This is a genomic window from Thalassotalea crassostreae (assembly GCF_001831495.1).
GTDB lineage: Bacteria > Pseudomonadota > Gammaproteobacteria > Enterobacterales > Alteromonadaceae > Thalassotalea_A > Thalassotalea_A crassostreae.
The window spans coordinates 1825260-1840484 of record NZ_CP017689.1; the positions used below are offsets into that span (position 1 = coordinate 1825260).

At 37.4% G+C, this 15225-nt stretch carries 13 protein-coding genes; 11 read left to right on the forward strand and 2 right to left on the reverse strand.

Going from position 1 to position 15225, the window contains the following annotated elements; genetic code table 11:
- Positions 1 to 2: 2 nt before the first annotated feature.
- Positions 3 to 1634 (reverse strand): exodeoxyribonuclease I, encoded by a 1632-nt coding sequence (gene sbcB / locus LT090_RS07855; protein WP_068547567.1) that lies wholly within the window; start codon positions 1632 to 1634, stop codon positions 3 to 5.
- A gap of 148 nt (positions 1635 to 1782) precedes the next feature.
- On the opposite strand from sbcB, the gene LT090_RS07860 reads away from it, so the two are divergent.
- From LT090_RS07860 to LT090_RS07905, 10 genes are all read left to right on the forward strand, one after another.
- Complete coding sequence (locus LT090_RS07860) at positions 1783 to 2925, forward strand: tyrosine-type recombinase/integrase (RefSeq protein WP_068547566.1); 1143 nt, start codon at positions 1783 to 1785, stop codon at positions 2923 to 2925.
- A gap of 315 nt (positions 2926 to 3240) precedes the next feature.
- Positions 3241 to 3639: a hypothetical protein gene (locus LT090_RS07865; RefSeq protein WP_083318484.1), complete on the forward strand. Its 399-nt coding sequence runs from the start codon at positions 3241 to 3243 to the stop codon at positions 3637 to 3639.
- A 74-nt stretch (positions 3640 to 3713) separates the two neighbouring features.
- A complete protein-coding gene (locus LT090_RS07870; protein ID WP_068547562.1) occupies positions 3714 to 4274 on the forward strand; it encodes a hypothetical protein in 561 nt (186 codons plus the stop codon).
- Positions 4275 to 4494: 220 nt separating this feature from the next.
- Complete coding sequence (gene tnpA, locus LT090_RS07875; protein WP_226996542.1) at positions 4495 to 4689, forward strand: IS66 family insertion sequence element accessory protein TnpA; 195 nt, start codon at positions 4495 to 4497, stop codon at positions 4687 to 4689.
- 198 nt (positions 4690 to 4887) lie between these two features.
- A complete protein-coding gene (locus tag LT090_RS07880; protein WP_068547560.1) occupies positions 4888 to 7707 on the forward strand; it encodes a hypothetical protein in 2820 nt (939 codons plus the stop codon).
- A gap of 701 nt (positions 7708 to 8408) precedes the next feature.
- On the forward strand, positions 8409 to 9185 hold the full coding sequence (locus LT090_RS07885; protein ID WP_068547558.1) for a hypothetical protein: 777 nt from the start codon (positions 8409 to 8411) through the stop codon (positions 9183 to 9185).
- A 285-nt stretch (positions 9186 to 9470) separates the two neighbouring features.
- Positions 9471 to 10583, forward strand: a complete 1113-nt coding sequence (locus LT090_RS07890; RefSeq protein WP_068547556.1) for an S-(hydroxymethyl)glutathione dehydrogenase/class III alcohol dehydrogenase — start codon at positions 9471 to 9473, stop codon at positions 10581 to 10583.
- Positions 10584 to 10653: 70 nt separating this feature from the next.
- Positions 10654 to 11499, forward strand: a complete 846-nt coding sequence (gene fghA / locus LT090_RS07895; RefSeq protein WP_068547554.1) for an S-formylglutathione hydrolase — start codon at positions 10654 to 10656, stop codon at positions 11497 to 11499.
- 127 nt (positions 11500 to 11626) lie between these two features.
- The gene (locus LT090_RS07900) at positions 11627 to 11881 is read left to right on the forward strand and encodes a hypothetical protein (protein WP_068547552.1); all 255 of its coding nucleotides are present in this window, start codon (positions 11627 to 11629) and stop codon (positions 11879 to 11881) included.
- 83 nt (positions 11882 to 11964) lie between these two features.
- Entirely contained in the window at positions 11965 to 12222 is a 258-nt protein-coding gene (locus LT090_RS07905; RefSeq protein ID WP_068547550.1) for a DUF2999 family protein, read from the forward strand.
- Here the strand turns inward: LT090_RS07905 and LT090_RS07910 are convergent.
- On the reverse strand, positions 12219 to 12887 hold the full coding sequence (locus tag LT090_RS07910) for a DUF2982 domain-containing protein (protein ID WP_068547548.1): 669 nt from the start codon (positions 12885 to 12887) through the stop codon (positions 12219 to 12221). The two genes, LT090_RS07905 and LT090_RS07910, sit on opposite strands and share 4 nt — an antisense overlap.
- A gap of 406 nt (positions 12888 to 13293) precedes the next feature.
- On the opposite strand from LT090_RS07910, the gene LT090_RS07915 reads away from it, so the two are divergent.
- Positions 13294 to 15126 (forward strand): S8 family serine peptidase, encoded by a 1833-nt coding sequence (locus LT090_RS07915; protein ID WP_070795918.1) that lies wholly within the window; start codon positions 13294 to 13296, stop codon positions 15124 to 15126.
- Positions 15127 to 15225 lie beyond the last annotated feature (99 nt).

Here is a 15225-nt window from a genome sequence, read left to right on the forward strand (position 1 = left end):
TATTATTTTTGCTCTTTTTTATTTTCAGAACACAAACTATGTAACTCATTAAGAGTTGATTGGCTATGAGTATTGGTTGAATTTTCCGATAGCTTTTCTAATTTTTCCATAAATGAGGCATCAATACCGGGTAATTTTTGTGGCTTTTGTTTTGGTTCATTAAAGTCAGGAGATTGCTGTTCAAACAAGTAAGCCTCTAACGATTCTAATACCGCCATTTTTTCTTCATTTTGCGCGTGTGTTATCGCAAATCCTTGAATTTCTTTTATGTAACTATCTGCGGTTAAACCGTACTCGCCATTATTAAGTTTGTTATGACAATATTGTTGCCATTCAAGTTGCTCATTTGCATCTAGTGTATGAGGAAAGTTTCTCGCACGATACCGAAACAATAACGTATCTAAGCGTTTATCACTGAAGTTAAATGGGGTAATACCTAGTTGCTCGGCAGGCATTTGATGAATTTGCGCCATTTTATCTTTGTCGGCGTATGAAAAGAAACTACCACTATATAGCGCATGCTCAGGATCATCTTTAACGTCGCCAAAATCTCGAACAAATACTTGTGTTAGTTTTTCATTTACTTGTTGGTGCTTTTCTTTGAGTAATTTCCAATTTGCTAAACAAAACTCTCGATCAATGCCGATAGATTCTGCACGCTCTGGCGTTAATGTTTTTGCTGGTGCAACGACAGGGCACTTGTTTATGTGAACCTGTTTAACGGGGATTGGCAATTTACCTTCCGCTTTTAACTCGTCGTGCCTGGTGTATAAACGATCTTTTATTTCGTCGCTGGTTAAATCAAATAGTGGTGATATGTCTTTACTTAAATCAACGCAGGTAATGGCATTTTTGTTTACTGGGTCGGCAGCAATTGGCATATACCAGCTGGTATATTTTTGCTCGGGTCCAATTTTTGATGAAGTATGTAAAAAAGGCTTTAATTCATACAAATTAATTTGTTTAGCCGCTTCAGCTTTAGTGCGAATAGAAAACACAAAGTTATATAGCTTAGGTTGTTTCTCTTTAATAAGCTTAGCCAATGCAATCGTTGCGTATACATCACTCATTGCATCGTGAGCGGCTTCATGGCTTATACCATTTTCAGCGGTTAATAGTTCTAAACGAAAGCTAACTTTACCATCTTCATTGATTGGCCAATTAATCCCTTCAGGTGCTACTGCATGACATAATCTTGCCATATCAATAATATCCCAACGGCTATTACCATCTTTATATTCACGGGCATATGGGTCATAAAAATTTCGATAAAACAAATAACGACTTACTTCATCATCAAAACGAATTGAGTTATAGCCGGCAACACAGGTATTAGGCACAGAAAACAGTGCATGAATTCGAGCCGCAAATTCACATTCCAATAAGCCTTCTTGCTGCGCTTTTTGTGGAGTAATACCAGTGACAAGTGCTGCGCCAGGATTTGGCAAGTAATCTTGTGGAGGCTGACAATAAAACATTTCAGGCTCACCAATGATGTTTAAATCGTAATCGGTGCGTATACCGGCAAACTGTGATGGCTTGTCGAGCTTTGGGCTAACGCCCCAAGTTTCATAATCGTGCCAGAAAATCGACGGCTGATTTGCAGTGTTTTGATTAGTTGTATTTTGATTCATTTTATTATTTAAAAACAATCACTTGGATTTGTTATAATGTTTTGTTGTCGAATGTTGTTTTATCAAATTAAACCTAGTTTTAGACGGTTTGTGTACCCTTATGTGTACCCAAAACTCCTATTATTGTGTACCCAAAGGAGTGGGACACATGTCATTAAGTAACGCAAAATTAAAATCGCTATTGAACAAACCTCAAGAAAAAAGATTTGAGCTATCTGATAGAGATGGGTTAAGTGTGCGTGTATCAATAACCGGCACGTTAACCTTCCAATATCGTTTCCGATTTAAAGGTAAAGCAAAGCGTTTATCTTTAGGTCAATATCCTGGAGTCACCTTATCACAGTGTCGGCAGAAAATCCCTGAAATTAAACAGTACCTTCAAGAGGGTAAAGATCCTATAGCTGAGCTTAAAAGAAAGCGATTTGATAACAAAATTATGATTGATGATTGCATAAAGGCATTTATGGAACGACATGTAGTAAGACTTAGCCCTAAAACGCAATACTTATACAAGTATACGTTTAACAAGCACGTTTTAGGAAAGTGTGAGATTCCAGCCGAAGAAATTACTATGAGCGAATGGTTTGAGTTTTTTGACCGTATCGAAGATCAGCACTCAAGTATTACAGCCCGCGATATGCTAGTTAGAATGAAAACTTGTATGCGCTTTGCGATTAAGCGAGGAATTATAGAAAGCACACCGTTATTGTCGATTGCGACCAAGGATATTGGTAGTAACTCTGCCATAGGAGAGAGGGTTGTATCACCAGAAGAAATAAGAACGGTTTGGCGTGAGTTAGATAAATCAAAATGCTATCCAACAACCGCAAACTCTATAAAACTGGCATCTTTAACTGGTGCCAGGCTTGGTGAAATCAGACATATGAAAAAGGATCATTTAGATCTTAAAAACAAAATATGGACAGTACCTAAAGAAATAAGCAAAACACGCAAAACAATCGTAAGACCAATCGCACCAGAGGCATTTAAGATCATTAAATGGCAATTAGATACGTTTGGCGAAATAACTGATTACGTCTTTCCTTCGGGCAGCTATAAGAAACAAATTTCGCCGCAAACTATCAATAAGCTTAGTCGACATGTTGTTGCAAGAGCGAAAATGGCGCCTTGGAGTAGTCATGACTTTAGACGCTCACTTTCGACAATTTTGTCGTCTAAAGGCGTCGAACTGCATGTTTCAGAAAAAATGTTAGGTCATAACTTAGGCGGGATCTTAGCTGTGTATAATAAGCATCATTGGATTGAAGAGCAAAGAGCAGCTTATGAGTAATGGGAATCAATTGTTTTAGATAAGTAACTCATATCTATTCTGTCACTTGTAATTGGCAGGGGAGATGTAACCTGACAGGCAGCAAAGTCGACTTTATGCTTGTAACAGTATAATTTTAGTTGAGAGTAGTTCAGAATTATATGTATTAGAAATTAAAGGTCGTAATGGTGACCTGTTTGGACAAAAACCAAAACTCGATCCAATCGACAAATAATAAGTTGCTTAAACCTAAAAAACAGCAGACTGCGCTCGAATCTTGCTATAATAGCTAATTTTTTAGACGCTTAATAAAGCCATGTATGACTGGAGTATACCGTGATATTAAAAAAAATTAACTATTCAGAATTAAATTCTAAAGCGAAGGAAATGTACAACTTCCAAAAAGCATCCGCTAAATTGGCTGATTATGGCTTTACTACAATGTGGCTTAGTAATGATTGGCAAGGTGCTGACTTTATTGGCGTACATGTTGATGGAGTTACTGATATTAAGGTCCAATTAAAAGCTCGTCTTTCGCTTAGTAAAAAATACGTAGGAAAAAATATCTATATGTGTTTTATAGAGGATAACTATATTTACCTTTATCCGCATGATGAAATTTTAGATTTAATGGAGCATCGTATTTCAGACCAGACATACATTACAACAGGCTCATGGAGCACACCAAAACTTTCTAAGCAAAATAAAGAGTTACTTAAAAAATATATCTTGTAACACAGCTTAAACTGCTTATAGCAATACAATTAAAGGTAACATTTACCGTTAATTATCAGACGTTAGGTATTAATATGAATCATTTATCAACATTACAGCAAGTCACAAATGCCCTTCTTGAAAATAACAAAAATGACGCCTCAAAAATATTAAAAGAAAGTTATCCTTTTATTCCTAGTACAAAAATCAAGCGTTCATATACGCAGTTCCAATCGCTAGAAGTTTTTATTAAGGATGGATTTATTGACCGATATTCAGGTGCAAAATTAGTATACCCATCTGTTTTATACGCCATATCAGATGCTCTTCCTGAACAGTTTCCAATGGGAGGAGGAAGATCTAATTCGCATAGCGCTCATTGGGAGCTTTTTCCAACAGTAGATCATTTATATCCAGTGTCTAGAGGAGGCCAAGACAATATGGAAAACTGGATGACAACGTCGATGACAAACAACCTAGCTAAATCTTCAGCTACGCTAGAGGAAATAAATTGGAAGTTATACCCCGCTGGAAATGCAGGGAGTTGGGACGGTTTATGCTCTTGGTACCTAGAATATCATAAAGAACACCCTTATATTGCAGATATGAAAAACAACAAGGGATGGCATAAAGCTTTAATAAAGAAATATACGTAACAAACTTACAAATATGTTTTCAATTGTTGGATTGTGGCACTATGAATGGTCTTAGCCTATTTATAACACCTACGATTAGTATGATCTTTCAGATTTGTTTAAGGTGTGTTGTTCGTGGTTGATAGTTCAAGTTGAGACTTATAGATTTGGGGAGAGTAACTAACTCACCCAGCAATTGAACTCAGTTATGTTATTTCCAAATTAAATTAAGGAGATAACTATGAGAATTATGAGAAACCAAGAGCAATGGCAATCCATAATTAAAGAGCAACAAGCTAGCGGTTTAACTATCGTGGAATACTACGAACAGAATCAATTATCAACAACGACTTTTTACGCTGTAAGAAAGAAGCTCGGCTTGTCGTCAACAAGCTTTGTTCGCGCCAAAAATTACGCAGAAAGTGGAAGTAATTGAAGAGACGCCGCCAATTATGATCATGGTTGGTAAGGCAAGTGTCAGTTTGCCTGCAACAACGTCGGCCACCTATCTTAGTCATTTATTGCGTGAGTTTGTTTAATGAAAATGTTTCTTGAAGATAAGCCCGATTTGTTTTTTACAAAATAACCGTTATATTATAGTTTGTTTTTTGTACAAAAAGCCAAGGATGAATAGATGGGAATTTACAAAATAAAAAAGGGCACCATTGCGATTGTTCTTTTTACTTTACTGATTGGGTGTGGAGGTGATGGAAGTGACACCAATAAGGCTGAACCATCAACTCAAGAAACTACAAAATATAATGTGAGTGGTAATGCTAAAGGCGTTGCTACTGAAGGTTTAGTTATTTCATTGAATAGCGATGAAACACTATCGATTAGCCAGGATCAGGAAGCTTTTGAATTCACTAGTGACTTTGCTGGGCAAGATAGCTATGACGTGCAGATAATGAGTCAGCCACAGGGATTACACTGTCAATTGTATAATGGTGCAGGTGTATTTCAATCCTCAAACGTAACTGATTTAGCTATTGAGTGCCATCAGTTGATATCTCTAGGTACTGTCCGTCAACATGAGATATTATCTTTAGAATCTGGCAATTTAAACACTGATATGCCACTTGTTGCTAATTTTAATGAACAGTTAAATATTGATGTTTTTAGTAATGAAGAAACGTTAAGTATTGCGCTTCCAGCATTAAATGTTGGGGATTATGTATTTATAGTTACTGACGGTGAAAACTCAATTGCATATTCGTTCACTTTTCTTGAAGATATACCTGTAATTGCTGCACCACAAGACTTTACAACGTCATTACTGGACGATTTTTCACAAGAGGTTTTGAGCGATCTTAATTTTGCAACTGATCAGGGTAATATTCAGGACTTAGAAGGCTTACTTGATTTTATTGAAAGGCTTAAAGAGCAAATCAGTAACTTAAATGAGGAAGAGCAGTTGGAAGTTGCTCAAATATTAAAGGCTAATTGGAGGGTAAAAAAAACTACCTCTGGTGCTCCCTTGCATTCGGGAATACAAGCAGTAGGATTATCTAATAAAGAGGATATCTATCAGCAATGTGACAATTCTATAAACACCTTCACTATTGACGCTTTAAAATTCAAAGGCACTCTTACCTATGTGGTGGGGATTGTGGCTGTTTCTGCAGCAACTAGTGGAGGTGTTGCTGCAGGGCCTGCATTTATAGCTGGGCTTGCGATATTAGCCTACGAGACCAAAAACCATATTTCGGCACAAAATACTTTAATGGAACATTGTTATGTGAACTTATCGGTAGACATTTTCGAACAACTTACTACGCAAGCAAATAAACCTCAAATATTGGCTTATACAGGAAAAATGAATTCAGATAATGACCTTGATATTGTTGCAAAACTAGATGAGTTGATAATTGAGGTCGGTAACAAAGCTAGGTTGGGGTATTTGGTTTCGTATAAGTACATTCAGGAAGTTCAAAAAAAGTTACAAGATTCGAAAAAAGCAAGTGAAAATGCTTTAGGAAAGATTAAAGAAAGTATAGATGAATTAGTAACTTGGCTGAGCAAAGTTGGTAAACCAAACGAAAAAGACTTTCAGCCGGAACCCATGATTGAAGTTAGCGTTTCAGGTGAAGCATCTCAATGGCTAAATGCTAGTTCGCATGAAGGTTATATTGAAATTAGTGCTGATGAGCTCTTCGAGAATAAACCAGAGAGTACTAATAAAGTTTTAGAAGCGTTATTAACAGTTAAAAACGTAGTAACAAATGCAGTAGGAACCGTTAAAGTCCTTTTGACTCAAACTAATGTGCCGATTATTACAGAGGGAACATATGAATCAAAGGTCGGTGAAGCATGGGATTTATATTATCCTTTAGAATCGGATAAGTATTTTTTAGAAGTTATTAATAGCGGTGGTACATTCGGAGAACTAAGCGCTAATAATGCTGCTCAAGATGGTTACAACTTAATCTACGAGTCATTTAGATCAAACTGTTCGGATAAAAAGTGTTCAAATGCCCCTGCTGCGGATATATTTACCATTCGAGCTTATTATGAATGGGATGATGGTTCAAGAGATTATTCAGAGCCCGCAGTCATTACTGTAAACTTATTACCACCATTATACCTTGAAGATATGGAGTTAGACGTAAACCAATTAGAGTCGACCTATTTTATCCCCGCAGGTAATGGACACAAAGGAATCTTCATTTTACAAGAACCCTCTAAGGGGAAGGTTACTTTCGAAGAGTTTGGCCTTATTTATACTCCAAATGCTGAAAACTTAACCGAACCTTTATCTTTCGATACCTTTAAAATAGCTTCAGAGTTGGACAATGGTGAAGTTATTGAAGCTTTAATAACAGTAAATATAATTGGGTTGCTTGCACCTGAAGCATATGGCAGTAGTCATAATGTAGATGCTGGCTTTAGCTATTCAGGAATTGTCACTGGCGCTAATCACACTCATTTTGAAGTTGTTAATACACCGTCATCAGGCACACTGGCAATGAATAGCCAAACTGGTGAGTTCACGTATACTGCCTTTTCAGATTCTCACGGGAAGACAGATCAGTTTACCTTTAAGACGAAAAATGAAGATTTATTAGAATCAGAAACTGCTCAGGTAAGTTTTTATATTTTAGAGAAAACAGTGTGGGGCAGTTATAGATTCTGTTTGGTCGTAAACGATGTATGCTGGAATTTATCGATTAGAGAAACAAATGTTGATGGTGTCGGAGAGTTCAAGTTTGCTAACTATGATTGGGTTGAAACAAACTTGGACGATAATGATTTCTCTTTTACTGTAGTAACGGATACTGTGTATTCAGAAAGTACATATTGTTTTAAAGAATCAGTTCAAGAATGGAATGTAAATATATTGGGTAAATCGATGACCCAAAAAATCACTACTTATAAAACTGTTAAGACTGGTAAAGATCCAAGTTACTGTGAATCCCCACATATTGCTATAAATGAATATTATGGAGATTATTAGTGGGGTTATATTCAAAAGAGCCCTATAATTAACGTAACAGGTAAGAATTAGTCAAGAGCATACATGTATTGCTCTTGGCTACGCATAACTCTCATAGTTATCTCCTTAAATTAATTTGGAAATAGCATAGCTGAGTTCAAACGTTAGAGGCAGGTGTTGTTTGCTAGACGCTTACTTTTGTTCTGATCAAACAGTACATATCTATCTAAACTTAAACCATTTGGTACCATTCCATTTAACGTCTTTCACATTTTCTCAATGTAGTTATATTTCTATATCAACAATATTTGTAGTTTGTTTATCGTTAAAAAATATATGTGTACCCAAAAGGGTACCCACAATTCAAAAGTGGGGCTAACCCTTTAGAAATAGTGTGGTTTCATAATCGTGCCAGAAAATAGTTGGTTGATTGGAAGTGCTCGTGATTGGGCTATTTTGTTTCATATATATTTTATAAAAATATTTTGCATGGCTCAGTGATTAAAAGTAACTTTAACATAGTGTAAATATAAAATCCTTGAATTTAAACAGTCTCTTAAATAAAAGAAATCCTTGTTTATAGGCTTAAAAATAGGATGTTGGAATAGTGACTGTCGTTTATTGAATATGAGCTATAGTTATGATTTTATTTAGATTACTGATATAAATAAAATAAGTATTCGAACAATCATAATGGATTAAGCAAATATAAGGAGTTATCGATGATATTACGTCGTTTTATGAAACATGTAAGCGAACAGAATTGGTTTGCTGTTGGTCTCGATGTACTTGTTGTCGTAACCGGTATCTTTCTTGGTATGCAGGTAACAAACTGGAATGAAGAGAGAAAAGAACGTTCGCAAGAAGTGTTTCTTTTAAAACAATTAGAAACCGATTTAACCGAATCAATTGCTTCTTTAGAACATGCATTAGTCAACGGCGATAATGGTCACTATGCAGCTTACTGGATACTAAGAAGAGCTGCATGGAAAGAGACAGACGGAAAAGAGCCTCCCATATGGAGTGGGGAAGATGATTTGATCGACCAGGCAATGCAGGCAGTAGGCGTTCGTGTAAAAATGTCATCCCTTAATCAGATGTCGGATGGCGGTAAATTTTCCTTGATACAGAATGAAGGTTTAAGGCGTCAAATTATAGGTGTTGTCGACGATATCAGAGCTTTCCGCACATGGTCTGAAAAAATCATCCCATTCTATATTGATGGCGCCGGTAAATTTTTAATAAAAGCTACGCCAGATTACCATCAAAGCGTTTACTTACCAGAAATAAATGAACGATTATCTGCTGCAGGTTTTCCAATCTCCAATAGAACGGCTATAGACTGGCAAAAATTATCACAGGATGCCGAATTTCGAGAAAACCTTATTTTACATATTCAGCGCCAAGAATATATGTTTGGACTAGCCAATTCAGTAAAAGACATCTTAGTAGAACTAAAGCAATCCGTTAAAGCATATCGCGTTACTCTGGAGAAATAGAAATGATTTTACACCGTTTTGTTCGCAGCGTGCGCTAGTAAAAGTAGTTTGTTTCGTACACTAAAAATGGAAAAATACAGAGATAATTCTATTTTTAATTTGTTTAGAATTAGATAGTTACCGATAGAAAAAGTTGGGAGATGACTGGTTTGAATCTAAGCATGACTGCCTTTAACAAGCCTATTATTACTCGAAGTTACATTGATCAACTATATTAAATAAATAATTTAAGAGTATTATCTTAAAATCTACCCGTACATCTTATTGTAAATATAAGGAAAATCTATGAAAACACGTGCAGCAGTTGCGCTTAAAGCGGGCGAGCCATTAACGGTAATGGAAGTGGACTTAGAAGCACCGAAAGCCGGTGAAGTATTAGTTGAAATAAAAGCCACAGGTGTTTGTCATACCGACGCTTTTACCTTGTCAGGGGATGATCCTGAAGGTGCATTTCCAGCTATTCTCGGTCATGAAGGAGCTGGCGTAGTTATCGCAATTGGTGAAGGGGTTACTTCGGTGGAAGTTGGTGATCATGTTATTCCGTTGTATACACCTGAATGTCGTCAGTGTGATTTCTGTTTGCATCCTAAAACCAACCTTTGTCAATCAATTCGAGAAACTCAAGGTGCTGGTTTAATGCCTGATGGTACTTCGCGCTTTTCAGTAGATGGTGAACCATTGTTGCATTACATGGGCTGTTCAACTTTTGCTAATCATACGGTATTACCTGAGATTGCTGTTGCCAAAATACGCAAAGACGCACCGTTTGATAAAGTTTGCTATATCGGTTGTGGCGTGACTACAGGGGTTGGGGCTGTTGCTTTTGACGCCAAAGTAGAACCAGGTTCAAACGTTGTAGTCTTTGGTCTTGGCGGTATTGGTTTAAATGTTATACAAGGCGCAAAACTTGTTGGTGCAGATAAGATCATTGGTATCGATTTAAACCCAAGTAAAGTTGAGCTAGCTAAAGAATTTGGTATGACTGATTTTATTAATCCAAAAGACGTTGATGATGTTGTCGCTAAAATTATTGAAGTAACTGGTGGCGGCGCTGATTACAGTTTTGAATGTATCGGTAACACCACAACCATGCGTCAAGCTTTAGAGTGTTGTCATAAAGGTTGGGGTGAGTCTTGGATCATCGGCGTTGCAGGTGCTGGCCAAGAAATTTCTACTCGCCCATTTCAGTTAGTTACTGGTCGTTCATGGAAAGGCTCTGCTTTTGGTGGTGCAAGAGGTCGTACTGATGTGCCTAAAATCGTTGATTGGTATATGGAAGGTAAGATCAGGATTGATGAGTTGATCACCCATAAGATGCCGCTTGAAAAAATTAATGAAGCTTTTGACCTAATGCATGAAGGTAAATCGATTCGTTCAGTTGTTTTATTTGACGAATAACATTAATTATTGTCTGTACACAAGGTGAAGCAATTCACCTTTTTTATTTTAAATGAGAACCCGTTTGACTATGAGCATTGAATTATTATCTGAAAACCGCTGTTTTGGCGGGCGACAATTACGCTATCAACATCAATCTTCAACTTTAGATTGTTCGATGATTTTCTCGGTATTCCTACCGCCACAAGCGCAGCAAAACAAGGTGCCTGTTTTGTATTGGTTGTCTGGTTTAACTTGTACTGACGAGAACTTTGTACAAAAAGCTGGTGCTCAACAATATGCTGCCGAGCATGGCATTGCAATCGTTTGTCCAGACACCAGTCCTAGAGGTGACAATGTCGCTGACGATGAAAATGGTGCCTATGATTTTGGTTTAGGTGCTGGCTTTTATGTTAATGCAACGGAAGAGCCTTTTGCTAAGCATTATCAAATGTACGATTACGTGGTAAATGAGTTGCCGCAGCTAATTAATGAAAACTTTCCTGTAAATGCTGGTTTGGCTTCAATTTCTGGCCATTCGATGGGCGGCCATGGCGCGTTAACAATAGCCCTTAAGAACTCTCAAATGTTTAAGTCAGTGTCAGCATTTTCGCCAATCACTTCACCACTAAATTGTCCGTGGGGTGAAAAGGCGTTAACTGGTTATGTTGGCGAAAATCGAGATAACTGGCTGCAATATGATAGTTGTTATTTACTTGGCCAAGCTCAGACGCATATTCCAATGCTTGTTGACCAAGGTACTAGCGATAACTTTTTGCAAGAACAGCTACAACCAGAACGTCTTAAATCAGCGTGTGAGCAAGCAAACTATGAAGCAACTTTGCGCTTGCAAGAAGGTTACGATCACAGTTACTTTTTTATCAGTACCTTTATTGGTGAACACATTGCATTTCATGCAAAACATTTAAAACGCTAAACAATAAAATAAAAATTAGCTAGTGCAAAGCAGCTGAAGGTAATCAAATAAATAGCTCAAATAGGCATTGAAAATGTGATCTGTGCCCTTATATAGATATATAATCGTTTAAATTGAGCTATTTGTTGTGAACAATAAATCTAACGCTGTAACAGAGCAAGACAGAATTGATTTTTCCTATAAAGTAATCGGAAATTTGATGAACATCCTCGGCGTCGACGTTTCAGCCGAAGAATTGTTTACCTACCTAATCGACTTTGACAAATTTAAAGAACTGGCTTTGTCATCGAATTTTGCGGTACTACATATGATAGTAGAGCAGGGTAAAGAACACTTTGAAGAGATGATCGTTTTACCTGTGCCTAACGATTCGCCTAGCTAACCTTAAACTAATATTAACAGCCACCAAACGGCTAATATAAACAGCTAATATAAATACTTTTTTAAAATCAACTCGGAATTAAAATGAACCCAATTTTAACTACATTAAAAGAATATAACGTAAGTGACGAGAAGGTTAGCGAGCTTTTTAAAGCGCTAACAGATAACCCGATGATGGCGATGGCATTGATCCAAGACCTAGGTATTCCACAAGAAAAGCTACAACAATTAATCATGACGATTATGACAAATCCAGATTTAATCAAAGAAGCAGTTGACGAATTAGGTTTAGACTTCTCTAAAGTTGAAGAAGCTAAAGCTAAAATGGCACCGCAATCTTAATCGTGAACAACACTGTAATTCTTACATTGATTTAGCAGAGTAATAAACTCTGCTATTTCCCTATCTAAACTATCTTCAGGCAAATATAGGTGATAACCATATGCCTTTAGCAATACCTCAGTCCTATATAACCATGCGGCTACAGGCCCTTTATATTGCTTATTGTCCAAAGTATATGGCGAAAAATCTATAATAGCTTGTTGCAGCGTTATGTCCTGACTGCGAATTGCCACAGCGAGAAGTTCTTTTTGTTCATGCAGCAATCGATTTGCTAACCTTGGTGATATGTTATCGGCAATGCATTGGATGTTATTTAATCTAATGCCTATAAAGGATAGTTCGACTCTTTGAGTCAGCATGTTAGAGCCTACTCGGCCAAAGCGAGTGATATCTTGCCATCGTACTTGCCATGAACCGCAGCGGTGATAATAGATCATCATTTGTGGCGTGAGCTTGATGGAAACCTTAGGTTCTAATTTTTTTAAAACCCCAATAAAGAACACGACACCACTTGCCAACATAATAAGAGTTAGCTGGATTTTAAAGTCAGCCCAAAACCAATAATTTAAAGTAAAGCATATGCCTAGCAGCAAAGTTCCTAAGGTGATTAAGAACAAACTGTTGCGTTTGCTAATAGGCTTTATGTTTAATACTTTGTTTTGCAAAAGATATTCCTACGTTTTTTTCCTAGGCTAAGTCGATTAATCAAGTTGATATTAAAATACATTGTTTATCAATTGGGGCATTTAATAAAGTCATTGTTTCCTTGTTTCCTTGTTTCATTGTTTTTCGCCATAATCTTTCATCTCAGTTTTCTTCGTCAAATCTTTGGCTGGCAAAAAAAGTGGCGAGTCATATATTTCTGCTTTGCGCCATTTGTTTTCGTCATGTTTCATTGTGTATCAATATGTAATGACTAAATGATGTTAAATCGAACTGAACCCTGAATATTTGTACGAAATTTGTACTAAAAATGAAGTTTCAAAAGTTGGCACAGTTCTCGCTACGTAAGGAATAAATAATAATAATTATTGGTCCAAACCAAGCGATAAAACTCAAGTGGTAAAAACTATGAAACTAAACTTAGCTCATCCTAAAACAATAACAATAATCGCCACAGCTCTCCTTGGGGTGCTGCTAGCAGTATCGGCAGCATTTCTTTTTATTCAAAAATCTGAAGTCGCTAATAAAGGATCATACATAGTTCAAGGCGCAAGCAAACCAACATTGGTTTCTGCGATTGAATCGGTAGGTGGTGAAGTCGTTCACAAATATACCGTTATCCAAGCGATTTCAGCTTTACTTACTGATGATCAAGTTACACAAGTAAATCATAGTCATCCGATGATCAGATTGTTTGCTGATGAGAAAGTAAAGTTAAGCTCAATGGATGTAGTTAATACCTCAGATTTTTCTGTACAGTCATTAAATGATGACATTAAAAATATGAGCAATAGACGCGATACCTATGTAGCAACGTTGACTGGTGCTAACAAGATGCATCATGCGGGAATAACCGGGAAAGGTGTTGGTGTAGCGATAATTGATAGTGGTGTCAGAAAGTTTAAAGAAATTAAATTCCGTAGCAATGGCGGCAAAAGACACATAGAGCGTATCAATGTTTCTAATGAAAGTTCTAGCCTTGATGGTAATGGCCACGGAACACACGTAACTAGCCTTATCGCGAATAGTTCTTATGCCTTTGATAAAAACGGTAATAGATTAGAGTCGTTTAACGGTATTGCACCAGATGTTGATCTTATATCTGTAAAAGCGTTCGATAGTAAAGGCCATGCTTCATATACTGAAGTTTTAAAAGGTATCGATTATGTTGTTACTAACAGAGAAAAGCATAATATTAAGGTGTTAAATCTATCTCTAGGGGCAAGACCGCAATCGTTTTATTGGCAAGATCCTATTAACCAAGCGCTTATGGTTGCTTGGAATGAAGGTATTACTGTAATCGCATCGGCTGGTAATAAGGGCTCTGAGGCAATGTCGATTGGTGTACCAGGTAATAATCCTTATGTGATCACTGTAGGCGCTTCTTCTGATAACTATACGCCGTATGATCCTAGTGATGACTTTGTTACTTCGTTTTCTAGTGCTGGACCTACCGTTGAAGGTTTTATTAAGCCTGAGTTGGTAGCTCCCGGTGGCCATGTTCAAGGGTTAATGAGCAGAAAATCAAAAATCTACCAAGCGCATCCTAGTATTGCTGACGGTGGCAAGTATTTTGTTCTTTCTGGTACCTCACAAGCAACGGCTATTACTTCAGGTGTCGCAGCGTTGATGTTACAGCATGATCCATCTTTAACACCAGATGATGTGAAGTGTCGTCTACTGTCATCGGCTGTAGCAGGCGCTACCAACTCTGGTTTGTCTTACAGTGTTTTTCAGCAAGGCGCTGGATTTATTAACGCGCCACGGGCAGTTAACAGCATGGAAACCGGTTGTGGTAATGTTGGTCTAGATATTGAACAAGACTTATATGGTGATGTACATCATGTTGGTCCTGCTCGATATGATGCAGAAACTAAACAATACTTTATTTTAGGTAACCCAGGTTTTGAGTGGAATGGGTTATATGCAAAAGCACATTTATGGCCCGACGCGCATTTATGGCCTGACGCACATTTATGGCCTGATGCACATTTATGGCCTGACGCGCATTTATGGCCTGACGCGCATTTGTGGCCTGACGCGCATTTATGGCCTGACGCGCATTTATGGCCTGACGCGCATTTATGGCCTGACGCACATTTATGGCCTGATGCACATTTATGGCCTGATGCAGCTATTTGGAAGCAAGCGCACCTATGGCCAGATAACAATGTTTTTGTTACCAATCCTCAAACTTTGTCAACAGTTACCTTCGTTAATGGTTGGGTTGAACAGCAGTAATTGATGCCGAATAAAAAGACGCCTTAGGCGTCTTTTTGTCTGTGAAAGATAAGTGAATTTGTGGATGACATTCAGCACTACAAATGCTTTAATTTAAGC

Excerpts from the sequence above, each read along its gene's own strand:
- sbcB (WP_068547567.1), bottom strand. The coding sequence starts at position 1,634 with ATGAATCAAAATACAACTAATCAAAACACTGCAAATCAGCCGTCGATT.
- LT090_RS07860 (WP_068547566.1), top strand. The coding sequence starts at position 1,783 with ATGTCATTAAGTAACGCAAAATTAAAATCGCTATTGAACAAACCTCAA.
- LT090_RS07870 (WP_068547562.1), top strand. The coding sequence starts at position 3,714 with ATGAATCATTTATCAACATTACAGCAAGTCACAAATGCCCTTCTTGAA.
- tnpA (WP_226996542.1), top strand. The coding sequence starts at position 4,495 with ATGAGAATTATGAGAAACCAAGAGCAATGGCAATCCATAATTAAAGAG.
- LT090_RS07880 (WP_068547560.1), top strand. The coding sequence starts at position 4,888 with ATGGGAATTTACAAAATAAAAAAGGGCACCATTGCGATTGTTCTTTTT.
- LT090_RS07885 (WP_068547558.1), top strand. The coding sequence starts at position 8,409 with ATGATATTACGTCGTTTTATGAAACATGTAAGCGAACAGAATTGGTTT.
- LT090_RS07890 (WP_068547556.1), top strand. The coding sequence starts at position 9,471 with ATGAAAACACGTGCAGCAGTTGCGCTTAAAGCGGGCGAGCCATTAACG.
- fghA (WP_068547554.1), top strand. The coding sequence starts at position 10,654 with ATGAGCATTGAATTATTATCTGAAAACCGCTGTTTTGGCGGGCGACAA.
- LT090_RS07905 (WP_068547550.1), top strand. The coding sequence starts at position 11,965 with ATGAACCCAATTTTAACTACATTAAAAGAATATAACGTAAGTGACGAG.
- LT090_RS07915 (WP_070795918.1), top strand. The coding sequence starts at position 13,294 with ATGAAACTAAACTTAGCTCATCCTAAAACAATAACAATAATCGCCACA.